Origin of the sequence: Vibrio sp. 99-8-1 (assembly GCF_013114595.1) — a bacterium.
Classification (GTDB): domain Bacteria; phylum Pseudomonadota; class Gammaproteobacteria; order Enterobacterales; family Vibrionaceae; genus Vibrio.
In genome coordinates, this window is sequence record NZ_VTXE01000007.1 from 111015 (window position 1) to 125403 (window position 14389).

The window sequence follows — 14389 nt, forward strand, 5'->3', positions numbered from 1 at the left end:
AAGGGAGGAGAAGACTCTAACTCCTCCCTTAAACTCGAGTTACGCGACGCCGATAATTGCCGCGATAAGTGCTGCACGACACGCCACTGAGAAATCCAGAGACTTGAAGTACATTTCGTTTGGTGATGTATCGAATTCGTAATCGAATTCACCAGCGTTACGAGGTAACGAGTGAGACAAACCGATGGTTTTGCCTGTTTTTTCTTTCACGCGGTTTAGCATGTCTAAAGAAACATAGAAGTTATCGATGTTGTCCATAAATAGGGCTTTCAGTGGATCGTCGTCTTTTACTGAAGAGCCTGGTAAATAGATCATGTCGACATTTTCATCAACCAACATTTGCTCATACTCGCCAATAGACAGATTGTTATATTCCACATAGTTCGCGCCTAATGTATCCAACTTATCTTTAACGATTGGTGGCGTTTTTAGTTCGCTTAATCCGTGATAAACAATACGAGCACCAAGTGCTGCGAGTGTTAGAGCGAATGATTGACCAGAACGAGCACGAGAGAGATCCGGGCTTGATACAACGATAGTCATATCTTCAAACTTACTGCCAAATGCGCGGTAACAAGTGTATGCATCTACACATAAACCTTGAGTTGGGTGAGTAACGTGACCCCAACCACCGGAGATCATTGGGCTAATGCCACCGGTTTTCTTACCGTAGGCCAACGCTTCATCTACTTCTTCAAACTCAGGGTGACGAAGCACAATACAGTCAGCGTAGTTAGAGATGGTTCTAAGACCGTCATACAGTGATTCACCTTTTGCTGTCGCAGAGTTAGTTTTAGGTGATGCTTCAGAGATAACGCGACCACCAAGTCTTAACATTGCAGCTTCATGTGAACTACGAGTACGAGTAGATGGTTGATAGAACAGGGTATATAGCGTTTTACCTTCAAGTAGGTTACAACCTGTTTTTAAGAAAGGTTCGATTTGCTCCGCTGCACGAAACAGCGCTAGGATCTCGTCTTTAGTCATATCATCAACAAACTCGAGGTTTTTACCCTTTAAGTTTGTTGCTTCGAGATTTTTACGAATGTCCCATGTAGTAAAATCATTACCTAAAGCCATGTGGTTCTCCTTCAGTATTTGTTTCTTAGGTTATTTAACGAGTGGTTAAATAACCCGTGTAGTTAGTGTTTCTGTTTCAGTATTGGATGCGTTATAAAATTGGATCGCGGTTGCAATCTTTTGAATATATGTATGTGAAATTCGGCATTTTTTCGCCCATATATGAGTCACCAACGGCGTATGAACATTGTTGTTGGAATGGTGCGAAATAGATGAAATCTTCTGGCATGATTTGGATCCAGTCTTCCCCTAAGAGGTAGATACCTTGGCCTTCTAGAACATATGCACCGTGGTTTTGCTGGTGTGTTTCAATGAATGGGTGACAGCGTCCTGGCTCAAAAGAGAGAACATGGAAGTTCATATCGAAATTGATATCGGTTGGTAGTAAATCTTTGACCCAGATACCAGGAAGATCCATGTATTGGATATAATCAGAATGGTTAACATTACCGAATACACGGTAAGGTGCGCAGCCTTCAGCAGGTTGATATTTTTGCTTATAAATTAACACTCGTACTGGTTGGTCTGTATCATTGCTAAATTGTAAGCCCGCTCCCGGTGGTGCATAAACGTAGCCGCCTTCAACCAGTTCTTGCGTTTCTTCTTCAACGGTTACTTTTAATTTTCCCGCGCCATCAATGACATAGATAAATGACTCTACGTTTTCTTCTGCAGCGTAAGGACGGCTGGTGTGGCCATCAGGTTTTACCAAGCCAACAAGCTGAACAAATGGACAAGTTAGTTGAGGAGAGCCAACAATAGTTAATTCACAGTTTTCAATTCCCGGAATAACATTGATAACACGTCCTTCAGTTGGAATAACGGCATATTCATTAAGTCTGATTTTAGACCTGGTTTTTAATTCTGGAAACATAGGGCTTCACCTGTAAAATTTAAGTAAAAGGAATACGTACAGATAATAATCTGCATGAAAAAGTAACATTAGAATAAGAGATAGCTAATATTCTTAAGCGACAAGGCAGGTAATAAATAGCTATATAACATTTGATATTATTGCAGTGCTAACTGGGATTAATTATTCGCAATTAATGATAATGGATAACTACAAGTAATTTCTTTCAGATTAATCACCGCTTTATAAATGGTCTTTCACCTTTCTAAATAACTCTGTTGCGTCAATATTGAGATATTAATGGGGTCTATTCAGTGAACCTCATCACGCTTTTTTGGCTAATTTAAAATATGTGATTAAAGTCACTATATTTTGTTGACATTATCGAAAACATGTGTGTTTGAGGTGTATGTCAGTGAAGTTGGTCACACTAATATGGATAATTATTGGAATCTGGTTGGCGGTCACGAAATTTATTTGACAAAGACAAAATGCATGTTCAAAAAAGGTTTTCAGTGAAGTTGATCACCTTATTAAATTTAATTGGATAATTGTGAGCAAGGTTCGAGAAGTGCCTGTTTTTTGTGTTTGCTAATGTTTTGCAGGCCTTGCTTAGTCAGGGTTTTGTCAGGCTTTTGTCAAATGTGATAATTTTGAAAATTTAGATTTTACTGCGTGATTAGTGGCTGTTTTTTCAGCAAAAACAGCTGTGTGTTTGAATTTAAAATATATCTGTAAACTATTAATCTATTCTTATAAATTAAAAATAAATATGCATTTTGGAAGAAATTCGCCAATTAACCTGAGCGGGCCAAGATACATGTTGATAAATGTGATCTAAGTCTGATATTTTCTGTTTTCTGGCAAAGTGTGACCAGATTCACTGATTAAGCTATCTGATTCTTGAAGAATGTAGATATACCGTTAGGAGTAAAAATAAATATATTAAAAAGTACTGTGTTCTCGTTTCTACTTACATTACTTCATTAATGCTATTTTATTTAAATCCTTCTTATATTCATGTTGTAAATAGTGTTGCTGTTTTATGGTGTTGGTCTTTATCATAAGTCACGTCAAAAATAGAAAATTGTGATTACATTGTCTGTGTAATTACATTGTCCGTATAAAGGCATCGTCCGTATAATGACATTGTCATAAACATGAATTAAATAAATTATATGGCTTAAGTGTTTAGGCTGTAAATGTCAGGAAAATCTTGGTGCATTTTTTCATCTATATCAGTATCCAATGAGTTCCTGATTATCGGCAATGTAATTATTTCACTATTACTATTGTCAGCGGAAATATTAATTAACAACATATATGTACTTGAGTATACGTTAATCTATTTATCACTAATGACACGAGGGAAACTGATATGACATTAAGTCGTCAGCAGCAAATCGAAGCGCTAGAGAAAGACTGGGCAGAAAATCCACGTTGGAAGAACGTCAAACGTACTTATACCGCAGAAGAAGTCATTAATCTTCGAGGTTCTTTTGCACCGGCAAATACTATCGCGCAGCGTGGAGCAGACAAGCTCTGGGATTTGGTTAATGGTTCATCTAAAAAAGGTTATGTTAACTGCTTAGGCGCGTTGACTGGTGGTCAAGCGGTACAACAAGCCAAAGCGGGCATAGAAGCTATTTATCTTTCTGGTTGGCAGGTAGCTGCCGACAATAATACCGCCTCGACAATGTATCCGGATCAATCGCTTTATCCTGCGGATTCTGTTCCAGCGGTTGTAAAACGTATTAATAACTCATTCCGTCGTGCGGATCAGATTCAGTGGTCTACTGGTGGGAACCCAGAAGAAGGGGTGGATTATTTTCTACCTATCGTAGCGGATGCTGAAGCCGGCTTTGGCGGCGTACTTAACGCCTATGAGTTGATGCGTGGAATGATTGAAGCAGGCGCTGCCGGTGTTCACTTTGAAGACCAGCTTGCATCAGTTAAAAAATGTGGCCATATGGGTGGTAAGGTTCTTGTTCCAACACAAGAAGCGGTACAAAAATTAGTAGCGGCTCGTCTTGCTGCTGATGTATCCGGAACCACAACGCTTGTTATTGCTCGAACAGATGCAAATGCAGCAGACTTGTTGACTTCCGATGTCGATCCTTATGATCGCGATTTCATTGAGGGTGAGCGTACGTCTGAAGGTTTTTATCGTGTACGTGCTGGTATTGACCAAGCTATTTCTCGTGGTTTGGCTTATGCACCATACGCTGACCTTATTTGGTGTGAAACCGCAACGCCTTGTTTAGAAGAAGCGCAAAAGTTCGCTGACGCTATTCATGCTCAGTACCCTGATCAGCTATTAGCTTACAATTGTTCTCCTTCGTTTAACTGGGAGAAAAACCTAGACGCTGAAACCATCGCTCAGTTCCAGCAAAAACTGTCTGATATGGGCTTTAAATATCAGTTCATCACTTTAGCGGGCATTCATAACATGTGGTACAACATGTTTGAACTATCTCATGCTTATGCTCAAGGTGAAGGAATGCGTCACTACGTAGAAAAAGTACAGCGTCCTGAGTTTGAAGCGGCTGAACGTGGCTATACATTTGTTGCACACCAACAAGAAGTGGGCACTGGCTACTTTGATAAAATGACCAATACCATTCAAGGTGGCGAGTCATCGGTGACGGCGTTAACGGGCTCTACTGAAGAAGATCAGTTTTAACCATTAAACGTATCAAGTTTTATAGAGGCTTCCGTTTTGCCCCTTGGGAAGCCTCTCTTTTAACCAATAGATTTTGTAGTCACTGCGTTTGTAATGCTTGTTTTGGTGGAACAGAAAACCACTTTCCTTATTAAGATGAACACGATTCTGAGTTCATCTTAATAAGGAGTAATCTCTAATTGATATTTAATTAGACTACTTCTTAGCATAAATATGTCGTTGACATATTTTAAGTAATTGCCTTGTTCTAGTGTAATTATGCCTACTGTATTTGAACATAAATTTTATATTGTAACTTATTGGTTTGTAGGGAATTTGATAAGTGTTCGTATAAGCTTTTCTCACTTATAGTAGTGTTGATCAACTCTAGCATGTTGATATTTTGGGGTTGGGTTTAGAAATGAGAGTGGTTGTGTTATCGGACTGTCTGCTTGATTTTCTAGCCCTAACCGTAAAATAAGCCCGTCTGGTTCATTGTTTCTCTTTGTCAAAACTTAACCTATCACACATCTTTGCAATCTTACCTTGCTATTTTAAGTTTAATATTAGCAATCACTCCTATACTAAATGAGTAGATATAGCCTCTCTCTATTTGTGGTTATTGGCGCATTCATTAAATAGATACATCAAATAAGTTTGCAGGCTTAATTTGCCAGAAGAACGTTGTATTTTGGTGTAAAGGTAGTATCACAAGGAGTGTGATGTCGTGACAAGTTCAACGTTAGTAGCGATGAGAGAGACCTACCAAAATGTCTTTGATGAAAGCCATATTCCTATGCTGTTAATCTCACCCCAAAATGGTCAGATCCTGCAAGCCAATAGTGCCGCCTGTCAATTTTATGGTTATAACAGTCGTGATATTAAAACCCTCAACATTAAAGACATAAACCAGCTAACACCGAAACAAGTAGAACGAGAAATAAAGCAGGCGCATTCGTTAAAGCGCAACTATTTTGTTTTTCCTCACAAGTTGGCTAATGGTGAGATTAGGAATGTCGAAGTTTACTCAAGCCCTATAGACTTTAGAGGAGAGAAGCAGTTATTTAGCGTTATCCACGATATCACCCCACGAACTCGGGCGGAAAAGCAGCTCAATATTTATGCGCAACTTTTTACCTCCTCGATTGATATGTTAATTGTGCTAGATGAGCAATTTGTTTATCTGGCTGCCAATAATGCCTATTTAGAGATGCTGGGCAAATCATCTGAACAGGTCATTGGTTGCTCCGCAGACTCGGTATTGGATGCTGGCGCCTATGCCTCATATAAACCGTATTTGATCAAAGCCATGAAAGGCGAGCTAGTCCAATATGAGCGTCGCCATATCACATCAACAAACGCTGAGATGTATATTGAAACACGTTATTTTCCTTTCTTCGATCATAAAGGCAAACAAGTGGGTATTGTTGGCGTATTAAGGGATATTAGCGAGAAAAAGCAAGCAGAAGCACAGCTGAAACTTTCAGAAACGGTTTATCAGTCAACAGCTGAAGGGATTTTAGTCGTGGATCAAGATGGGGTGATTATCGACAGTAATCCGGCTCTTAGCCATATGAGCGGTCTTTCTCGTTCTCATCTATTGGCTCTCTCTTTTAATGATTTGCTGCAAGATGTCTCTAGAGTGAGTAATGATATCGAGTTAAGTCGGCTTGTTACTCCGTGGCGAGGAGAGATGACGCTCAAATCTTGCTGCAATAAGGTGGTTCCTTTATCCGCTACGATTGACAAAGTCACGGACAAAAATCAAGTGACTCAATGCTATGTCTGTATTGTGCGAGATATCAGTTATTTTAAGCAAGCAGCAGAGAAGCTGAGTATCTTGCTCATCATGACATTCTTACAAAGCTGCCAAATAGATTGTTACTAACGGAACGGCTAGACGAATACATTAAACGTGCGAAACGAAACAGTAATCTCGTTTATGTGATATTTATCGATCTCGACCGATTTAAAAGCATTAATGACAGCTTTGGTCATAGTGTAGGTGACTCGGTACTGGCTTCGGTGGCGAGTAAACTTAAGGAGTGCATTCGATCAACCGATATTGCCGCGAGAGTGAGTGGTGATGAGTTTGTTGTGGTTGTTGAAGCCTCAGAGCAACCTTATGAAATACTGCAAACGCTGAAGCGTTTGATAGATACCTTTAATTCCCCTCTTCAGATCAATCAACATTCGTTGTTTATGACCGCCAGCATTGGCGTCAGTCAATATCCCGCAGACAGCGAAGATGGTAATCAGTTAATCAGCTATGCGGATGAAGCAATGTATAGCGCTAAACAACTTGGGCGCAATCAATTTAGCTTTTTTAACAAGGGGAACGCTAGCGAAATAAAACAGCGAATGGCGATAGAAAATGCGCTTCGTGGGGCATTACATAGAGATGAGTTTGAGCTGTTTTATCAGCCTCAGTTGATGTTAGGCCAGACAGAGTGCATTGGCTTTGAAGTGTTGTTGCGATGGCACAATCCAGAACTAGGCTCTGTTTCTCCTTCCGTTTTTATTCCCATGGCCGAACAGTTGGGATTAATGTGGGACATTGGTCGTTGGGTGCTGAGAAACGCTTGTGAACAAGGACGAAAATGGCAATTAGCGGGTGTGCCGTTTGGTAAATTAGCGGTGAATGTGTCTGGTATTCAACTGAAACAGTGTCAGTTCCAAGACGAGATCATCACAATATTAAAACAGACTGAGTTTCGAGCTGACTGGTTGGAGTTAGAAATCACGGAAGACTTTGTGATGAATCAAGCGGAAGAGAGCATACACCAGTTAACTCAGCTACGGGATTTGGGTATCGACATCTCAATAGATGATTTTGGTACGGGTTACTCATCCATGAGTTATTTAAAAAGTTTGCCGGTGAACAAGTTAAAAATTGATCGTTCTTTTATTCTGGATATAGAGAAAGATATAGACAGTAAATTGATCACCAAATCCATTATTGCTCTTGGGCAAGCGATGCATCTGGATATCATCGCCGAAGGGGTTGAGAATGCGCGTCAAGCGGACATTTTAAACACGTTAGGTTGTGAGCAAGTACAAGGTTTTTATTACGGAAAGCCAATGCCTGAACGAGACGTCACTTATTGGCTAGAGAAACAGAACTACACCCGACGAACGAACTGTACTCGGTAACCGTCTATGCTTTTGTTATTAGACAATGCGATGCATTCTTGTGAGCTAGAAAACGTAAATTATTCGCCTAATTTGCGTTAATATAGTTAAGTTATAAATATGTCACAGGTTTACATCGAGGTTAGTAATGCAACAATCGAATGAAATATCACAATTTTTAGATTTCTTGGTAGATGCCATACTGATTGTTGATCAGCAGTCTAATATTGTTTTTGCCAATAAGTCGTGCAGTACATTGTTTGGATACCCGCGAGATGAGTTTGCCACTCTTACACTACTGGATTTGATGAAGCCAAATATGGTTAAGGCGCATGAGTCTAAAGTAAGTACTTTTATCTCCAATAAATCCCAAGCCAGAGCCATGATGTCTCGAAGTATTATGCCTTGTATAAATGCAAATGGTGAAGGGTTCAATGCTCGTATATCCATTGCAAATATTATCTTTGAAGGCAAACCGTGCGCGATTGCCACAATTCAGGACTACTCTACCGTACAAGAACTGATTGATGACCTTAAAAATGAAGCAAGTACTGACCCTTTAACCAATCTATTTAATAAACGTCACCTAGAAAATGTGATGGAAAGACAATACCTCGCTGTCCATGACTCGGGTTGTTTAGGGGTGGCGTATATGGATTTAAATGGTTTTAAGCAGATAAATGACACCTATGGTCATGATGCCGGAGACCAGTTGCTGGTAGAGGTAGCTAATAGGTTATCGGAGCAGTTGCGTAGCAGCGATATCTGTTTTCGTCTTGGAGGTGATGAGTTTTTGGTGCTATTTACCATTAATGATCACCAAGATTACATTGAAGAGGCGAGGGGCATTGGCAAGAAATTAAACACATTAATATCGGCGCCAATAACGATAGACAATCTGGACCATCAGGTTTCTGTCGGTGTGAGTGTGGGGGTTGGTATTTTGCCTCATGATGAAAAAGAGTTGTCGGCATTAATTGAGAAAACAGACAAAGCCATGTATCACGCTAAGGTCACTCAGTCTCCTTATGTATTGGTGTCAGAGCTCCATCAACCGACATAATGAAGGCTATTTCTCGACTGATAACGATGTTACACTGTTGTTAATGCTTGGTTTAATAATAAAGAGAAGTTATGAAGTTCATACGTTGGTTTTTAGGAAAAATCATATTAACGTTAAATAGTGTTTTTAGCCCCAAAGGTATTGTTCGTACAGCAGAAGAACAGCAAGAAGTGGATAATAAAGCGAACTCAATGGCGCTGTATCAATTTGAAGCGTGCCCATTTTGTGTCAAAGTTCGACGTGCGATGAAGCGCCAGTCGATTGACATTGAACTTAGAGACGCCAAAACAAATACAGAGCATAGAGAAGCGCTACTATCTGGTGGTGGCGCCGTTAAAGTGCCTTGTCTACGTATAGAGCGAGAAGGTGAAGTTGAGTGGATGTACGAGTCATCAGATATTATCACTTACTTACAAAAAGAGTTTGCTTAACGCTTCTGGTGTTGATGTAGAAACGGGTTACCACCCTATATTATTGATAAAAAGCCGTTGCTTGCCAGCGGCTTTGTTGTATCTGAAGCGGGGTAAATTCTATTGACGTTCTGTTACGAAAGCAGTTGTGGTAGCGGTGGATGTGAACGCATTTAGCAAACAATAAAGGGTGAATTTAACCTTGAGAATCAGTACAGCGATGAAGACAAGATGACGCAGAGTAAAGGTTAACAATATTAATTTGTTCACATTTCAAGCAAACAGCATATTCAGGGGTTTACAAGTAAATATAACCTCTATATTATTTCAGCCACACGGAGAGATGGCTGAGTGGCCGAAAGCACCTGACTTGAAATCAGGCGACGGGCGACCGTCCTAGAGTTCGAATCTCTATCTCTCCGCCATATTTAAGCCCTAGCAGAAATGCTGGGGCTTTTTCACATCTGAAGTCCGGAAAATCTTCCAAGTTTAATAAAACTCACCTCTAGATTTATTTATTTTTAGTAAACGCTATGCCATATCCTGCTGCTTATAATGATTGAGCAGGGTGAGCAAAAATAGACGTATTTCATTGCATTGAGCTTGATCCGTCTCGGGGATGTCGGAGTTTAAAATAAAGTCTTCAACTTGAAGGTAAAAATCGGGTTCGGTTTGATTGATCATGATGGGTTCCTTGTGCATGAAGATACAATATCTATCACCACGCAAAGGTTCCTAATCATTGGGTGGTGAACTGAACTGGGTTAGGAACTACCGCTCACAAGGTCGCGGCGCGCCGAAGCGCCCCGGCTCAGCTCACCATTATTTAGTAATTTGTTTGCTTATTGAACAAATCTACAAATTTAGGGTGTGCTAAAGCTGCATATATGAAAACCAGAAAACAGCTGGTACTTATACGCCTTGTGAAATTTTAAACGAGGTTCCTACGCCCGACACTGGATTTTGCCAGTGCGGGGTAAGCATATGATTTATTGAGATAGAGTGTCAAATCAATTGGTGATAGAAAAGGAGGACTTGCTTAACTCCCCCTCAAAAACAGCCAACAGTATTTCTCTATGGAGTTTTAATCGAGACACGACCAACACATATTCCTTCCGGTTTACCGTTGGTTGTAGGAACGGCTGACACTTTTGGATTTCTCGCTCGGAAATGCCCCTTTCCTTGTTAACGCATTTACTCAGTGGCAGTTCGCGCCACTGAAACCACCGTACTTTTCCTTATGGTTGGCGGTTAAGGGGCTGTGTCTAAAAGCTCCCAATTTCTTTTATTGCGCAACAGTTTTGATCAAAGTTCAAACTTGTATGTTTATTCAACAAAAAGCTTGTCGCACGATTTTCCTGTTAGATACTCCTTGAGTATTTCAGCTATTTTTTGTTTGAGCCATGTTGGACCGTAGTCAGACATATCGTTGTGCTTAGAATTAGGAATAGTTACAACACAGCTACCGAAGGCGATATTCTCAGCTTGAGTCGGAAGAACACCTTTATTAGCAGGGAAGTCACTGCCTCGTATAGAGAGTATATTAATTTCTTTGCTGCGGGGGAGCGGTACTCTTCTATGATCAAGGGTAATAATTGATTTTATGTATGTTTTCGATTCGTTTCCTAACCATGACGAGATATCACCACCATTAGAGTGACCAACTAACAATAGAGAATTAAAATCACACCTACTGTATTGAGACTGAAGCTCTGTCCTAACAAACTCGAGAGTTTCTGCACCTCTGATCCAGTTTTCACTTCGTGTAACAAAGAGGTCTCCTTTGACCGATAACGGTGGGTCTGTTGGCAGTTCATGGCCTATGGCTATAACCAAGTATCCAAGCTCAGTCAGTTGCTTAGACAAAAACTCATATTTATTATGGGGAACACCATATCCAGCGCTAAGAAATGCCACAGGACATTTAGTTGTTTCGGTACATAAGTTATCCTTTGCAGGATACGTTACTTCTACTGGTATATATCTGTTTCTGGACTGGTCATAAAGGCTATCGGCGCTTGAAAAGCCCGACCAAAATAAAGACATCATCAATAGTCTTGTAATGTATTTCATTGCTATCCCTGAAAACCTAATGCTACATAGTTAGCAAAGTACCACTATTCCTTGTGTCTTAATATGCAATTATTCTTTTATCTATATTGGCTTGGTGCTGTAAGTGTTCAATAAACATCGGGATCTTTTTTGCCAAGTGTTTTCTGGATGCGTAAAAGGCATACAAAACTAAATCTTCAGGCTCGTACTCCAGCTCTACTATTTTCAGAGAGCCAGCATCTATCTCATTACGACAGGATTCGGTCGGTAGTATCGCGAATCCCAAACCAGCTAATGCGCCTGATTTGGCAAGATGTCCGCTATTGACCTTAAATGAAGACTGTACCTTTTGAGTAATGGGCTCACCTTTAGCGCTTTTGAAAACCCAAGGTGTTCCATTTAGAGCGGTAAAGCTATTGATGCACGGAACGTGTTTCAAATCGGTAATCTGAAAAGGTCTGGGAGTGGTCTGTAGGAGTTGAGGGGATGCTACAACAGCACTTGGCCAGCGTTTAATCTCCTTAGCTACCCAATTATTGTCTTCGAGCTTTCCTCTGTGAAAGCTTAAAATGACGTCAAACCCATCAAGTAAATCCTCTTTAGGGCTGATGCTCGTATCACAACATAATGAAATTGAGGGATGCTGGGTACAAAAAGAAACCACTGCTTGGGCTAAAATAGGCGAGTCTGGCATTAAAACTTTGAGTTGTCCCATGACTTCATGAGAGTGCTGCGTCACTTCCTCAAGTGCATCATTAAGTTTGTCCAACAATGGCTGTGTTCGCAAATAAAGGTGTTCCCCTGCATCTGTCGGAGCGATTCGGCGTGTAGTCCTGTCAAATAGTCGTGTATCCAGTCGTTCTTCAAGTAAAGCGATATGGCGACTGACATTTGATGTCGGCAAGCTTAGAAATTCCGCCGCCCGTTTAAAGCTGTTGTTCTCATAGACACAGTGAAAACTTTTTAGCCACTGCTGGTCAATCTTATCAAACATTTCTTTTAATCCCATAATATTGGATTATCAAGCCCATATAACACACTTTATTACCAGAAACAGGCTTATATAATACCCCATACTAAAGTTATCTGGTAAAGGTATCCTATGAGTTGGTTAGAAAAGCTATTCGATAAAAAGAATATAATCAGTACACGTAAAGCGTCGATTCCAGAGGGGGTATGGACTAAATGTCCCTCATGTGACCAGATCCTTTACTACATGGCTCTTGAAGAGAATCTGGAGGTGTGTCCGAAATGCAATCATCATATGAGAATGTCGGCACGCCGCCGCTTAGACAGCTTTCTAGATAAAGGAGAACGAGTTGAGATTGCCAGTGAACATGAGCCGAAAGACTTACTGAACTTTAAGGATCGGAGACGCTACAAGGAACGCCTCGCTATAGCCCAGAAAAGTACAGGGGAAAAGGATGCTTTAGTTGCGATGAAAGGAAAGCTTCTAGGCTTACCTGTTGTTACCTGTGCATTCGAATTTTCTTTTATGGCTGGTTCAATGGGTTCTGTTGTCGGCGCTCGTTTTGTTCGTGCAATTGAGGTCGCTATTGATGCAAATTGTGGATTAGTTTGCTTTTCTGCCAGTGGTGGTGCTCGTATGCAAGAATCTCTAATGTCGTTAATGCAAATGTCAAAAACCAGCGCTGCGTTAAATCGTTTATCCAGTGAACGCCTCCCTTATATATCTGTATTAACAGACCAAACATTGGGTGGTGTATCAGCGAGTCTAGCCATGCTGGGAGATATTAACATCGGCGAGCCGAAGGCAATTATCGGGTTTGCTGGGCGTCGCGTCATAGAGCAAACCGTTCGTGAGAAATTGCCCGAAGGTTTTCAGCGAAGTGAGTTCCTTTTAGAGCATGGCGCTATCGACATGATTGTGGATAGACGTGAGATGCGCAAGCGAGTTGGGGGGCTAATAGCTAAAATGACTAATACCACTATTCCGCTGGAAGCATAGTTTATAGGTTCTGTAACGAAGCTGACCTAACAAACTGAATGATATTCACTCAAACTTGCATAAAATATTTTGAGCAATGCAAGGTTACGATGCTCATTTTTGTCCAAAACCTTTCACGGACGGCACTCTGTGTATCGGTGCCGTTCTGCGTTTTGCAGTACCAAAAGTTATCCGAAGGGTAGATTTCGTCTGAAGCGTCTGAGTAGCTTTAGTCCAGAGATGAGTCAGCAATCACCGAGCAAATCTGTCGTGCCTTAATTATCAGTTGAAGTTACTCTACTTTTTCATTAACTAAGACTTCGTTTATTCTACTTAGTGATATCTGCCGCACTACCTTCCTCACGCTAGGTTATTAATCTAATATTTCTGTATATTATCTAATTACTTCTTTGTTTTATCTAATGTATAATCTAATGTTAATTTGCGTATGAATACTATTCTCTGGTCTAGAAAGGCGTTGAAACAGGCAAAAAAGATTGACCCGAAGGCGAGAAAGCAAGTGGTTGAGAAGGTAAAGTTGCTAGGTGATTTTCCAGACTGTTCAAACGTTAAAGGCCTTACTAACCACCAGTATGATTTTAGGTTACGGGTAGGGCGATATAGGGTGTTTTTTGATTACGATGGTGAAGTTAGAATTGTCAGTATAGAAGAGGTTAAGATCCGAGATGAAAACACATACTAATGAGGTTCAGATAATTAAACAGGACGGTAAAGCGGCCTTTGCAGTCTTGCCTTATGATGAGTATCTTAATTTGATCGGTGAAGCCAATTCATCTAATGAAAAAGATGAGGATGTATATATCCCACACGATGTTGCTGAACAGGTATTACTTAATGAAATGAGCTTGATGGCGGCATGGCGTAAGCATTTAAAAATGAGCCAGAAAGAGTTAGCTCAAAAAGTAGGAGTTATACAAAGCACCATTTCGCAAATGGAAAAACTGGGTGCGAAGCCACAACGTCGCACGATTGAAAAAGTAGCTAAGGCCATGGGCATCTTACCTGAGCAGTTGATCGACTAAGTTAACCTGTCATCATCCCATGGGGACAGGCATCTTATGAAAAACGAATATAAGTTTTTGTAGCGCTTTAAATCTTTAATAGCGAGTTGAATTTACTGAGATAATCTTGAACAAAGGCACCTAAAAATGGTGCCTTTCGTTTATCC

Annotated in this window: 13 protein-coding genes and 1 tRNA gene; 9 read left to right on the forward strand and 5 right to left on the reverse strand. The window is 40.5% G+C overall.

The annotated features are described in order from the left end of the window. Positions 1-39: 39 nt before the first annotated feature. Positions 40-1080 carry an aspartate carbamoyltransferase gene (locus F0227_RS05395; protein WP_171752158.1) on the reverse strand — a complete coding sequence of 347 codons (1041 nt, stop codon included), beginning with the start codon at positions 1078-1080 and terminating at the stop codon, positions 40-42. Between the two features lie 91 nt (positions 1081-1171). Next, positions 1172-1954: a (S)-ureidoglycine aminohydrolase gene (allE, locus tag F0227_RS05400; RefSeq protein ID WP_171752159.1), complete on the reverse strand. Its 783-nt coding sequence runs from the start codon at positions 1952-1954 to the stop codon at positions 1172-1174. A gap of 1357 nt (positions 1955-3311) precedes the next feature. On the opposite strand from allE, the gene aceA reads away from it, so the two are divergent. The 6 genes from aceA to F0227_RS05430 all read left to right on the forward strand — a co-directional run bounded on the left by aceA (position 3312) and on the right by F0227_RS05430 (position 9625). Further along, positions 3312-4616 carry an isocitrate lyase gene (gene aceA, locus F0227_RS05405; RefSeq protein WP_171752160.1) on the forward strand — a complete coding sequence of 435 codons (1305 nt, stop codon included), beginning with the start codon at positions 3312-3314 and terminating at the stop codon, positions 4614-4616. Positions 4617-5322: 706 nt separating this feature from the next. Continuing rightward, positions 5323-6483 (forward strand): PAS domain S-box protein, encoded by a 1161-nt coding sequence (locus tag F0227_RS05410; RefSeq protein WP_171752161.1) that lies wholly within the window; start codon positions 5323-5325, stop codon positions 6481-6483. Further along, a complete protein-coding gene (locus F0227_RS05415; RefSeq protein ID WP_171752162.1) occupies positions 6474-7748 on the forward strand; it encodes a bifunctional diguanylate cyclase/phosphodiesterase in 1275 nt (424 codons plus the stop codon). The genes F0227_RS05410 and F0227_RS05415 overlap by 10 nt, the downstream gene beginning before the upstream one ends. Before the next feature lie 127 nt (positions 7749-7875). Continuing rightward, on the forward strand, positions 7876-8790 hold the full coding sequence (locus F0227_RS05420) for a GGDEF domain-containing protein (RefSeq protein ID WP_171752163.1): 915 nt from the start codon (positions 7876-7878) through the stop codon (positions 8788-8790). 71 nt (positions 8791-8861) lie between these two features. Continuing rightward, positions 8862-9221: a glutathione S-transferase N-terminal domain-containing protein gene (locus tag F0227_RS05425; RefSeq protein ID WP_171752164.1), complete on the forward strand. Its 360-nt coding sequence runs from the start codon at positions 8862-8864 to the stop codon at positions 9219-9221. 316 nt (positions 9222-9537) lie between these two features. Further along, positions 9538-9625 (forward strand) — tRNA-Ser (locus tag F0227_RS05430). A gap of 106 nt (positions 9626-9731) precedes the next feature. Here F0227_RS05430 and F0227_RS05435 read toward each other — a convergent pair. The 3 genes from F0227_RS05435 to F0227_RS05445 all read right to left on the reverse strand — a co-directional run bounded on the left by F0227_RS05435 (position 9732) and on the right by F0227_RS05445 (position 12246). Next, a complete protein-coding gene (locus F0227_RS05435) occupies positions 9732-9884 on the reverse strand; it encodes a hypothetical protein (protein WP_171752165.1) in 153 nt (50 codons plus the stop codon). Between the two features lie 642 nt (positions 9885-10526). Next, positions 10527-11273, reverse strand: coding sequence for an alpha/beta hydrolase (locus F0227_RS05440; RefSeq protein ID WP_171752166.1), 747 nt, complete (start codon positions 11271-11273; stop codon positions 10527-10529). 58 nt (positions 11274-11331) lie between these two features. Next, positions 11332-12246 carry a LysR family transcriptional regulator gene (locus tag F0227_RS05445; RefSeq protein WP_171752167.1) on the reverse strand — a complete coding sequence of 305 codons (915 nt, stop codon included), beginning with the start codon at positions 12244-12246 and terminating at the stop codon, positions 11332-11334. A gap of 108 nt (positions 12247-12354) precedes the next feature. On the opposite strand from F0227_RS05445, the gene accD reads away from it, so the two are divergent. The 3 genes from accD (at position 12355) to F0227_RS05460 (ending at position 14243) form a co-directional block, all read left to right on the forward strand. Beyond that, the gene (gene accD, locus F0227_RS05450) at positions 12355-13221 is read left to right on the forward strand and encodes an acetyl-CoA carboxylase, carboxyltransferase subunit beta (RefSeq protein WP_171752168.1); all 867 of its coding nucleotides are present in this window, start codon (positions 12355-12357) and stop codon (positions 13219-13221) included. 427 nt (positions 13222-13648) lie between these two features. Next, entirely contained in the window at positions 13649-13903 is a 255-nt protein-coding gene (locus tag F0227_RS05455) for a type II toxin-antitoxin system RelE/ParE family toxin (RefSeq protein WP_171752169.1), read from the forward strand. Then, entirely contained in the window at positions 13887-14243 is a 357-nt protein-coding gene (locus F0227_RS05460; protein ID WP_171752170.1) for a helix-turn-helix transcriptional regulator, read from the forward strand. The genes F0227_RS05455 and F0227_RS05460 overlap by 17 nt, the downstream gene beginning before the upstream one ends. The last annotated feature ends 146 nt before the right edge of the window (positions 14244-14389 follow it).

Coding starts and splice junctions, on each gene's coding strand:
- F0227_RS05395 (WP_171752158.1), bottom strand. CDS start 1,080: ATGGCTTTAGGTAATGATTTTACTACATGGGACATTCGTAAAAATCTC.
- allE (WP_171752159.1), bottom strand. CDS start 1,954: ATGTTTCCAGAATTAAAAACCAGGTCTAAAATCAGACTTAATGAATAT.
- aceA (WP_171752160.1), top strand. CDS start 3,312: ATGACATTAAGTCGTCAGCAGCAAATCGAAGCGCTAGAGAAAGACTGG.
- F0227_RS05420 (WP_171752163.1), top strand. CDS start 7,876: ATGCAACAATCGAATGAAATATCACAATTTTTAGATTTCTTGGTAGAT.
- F0227_RS05425 (WP_171752164.1), top strand. CDS start 8,862: ATGAAGTTCATACGTTGGTTTTTAGGAAAAATCATATTAACGTTAAAT.
- F0227_RS05435 (WP_171752165.1), bottom strand. CDS start 9,884: ATGATCAATCAAACCGAACCCGATTTTTACCTTCAAGTTGAAGACTTT.
- F0227_RS05440 (WP_171752166.1), bottom strand. CDS start 11,273: ATGAAATACATTACAAGACTATTGATGATGTCTTTATTTTGGTCGGGC.
- F0227_RS05445 (WP_171752167.1), bottom strand. CDS start 12,246: ATGTTTGATAAGATTGACCAGCAGTGGCTAAAAAGTTTTCACTGTGTC.
- accD (WP_171752168.1), top strand. CDS start 12,355: ATGAGTTGGTTAGAAAAGCTATTCGATAAAAAGAATATAATCAGTACA.
- F0227_RS05455 (WP_171752169.1), top strand. CDS start 13,649: ATGAATACTATTCTCTGGTCTAGAAAGGCGTTGAAACAGGCAAAAAAG.
- F0227_RS05460 (WP_171752170.1), top strand. CDS start 13,887: ATGAAAACACATACTAATGAGGTTCAGATAATTAAACAGGACGGTAAA.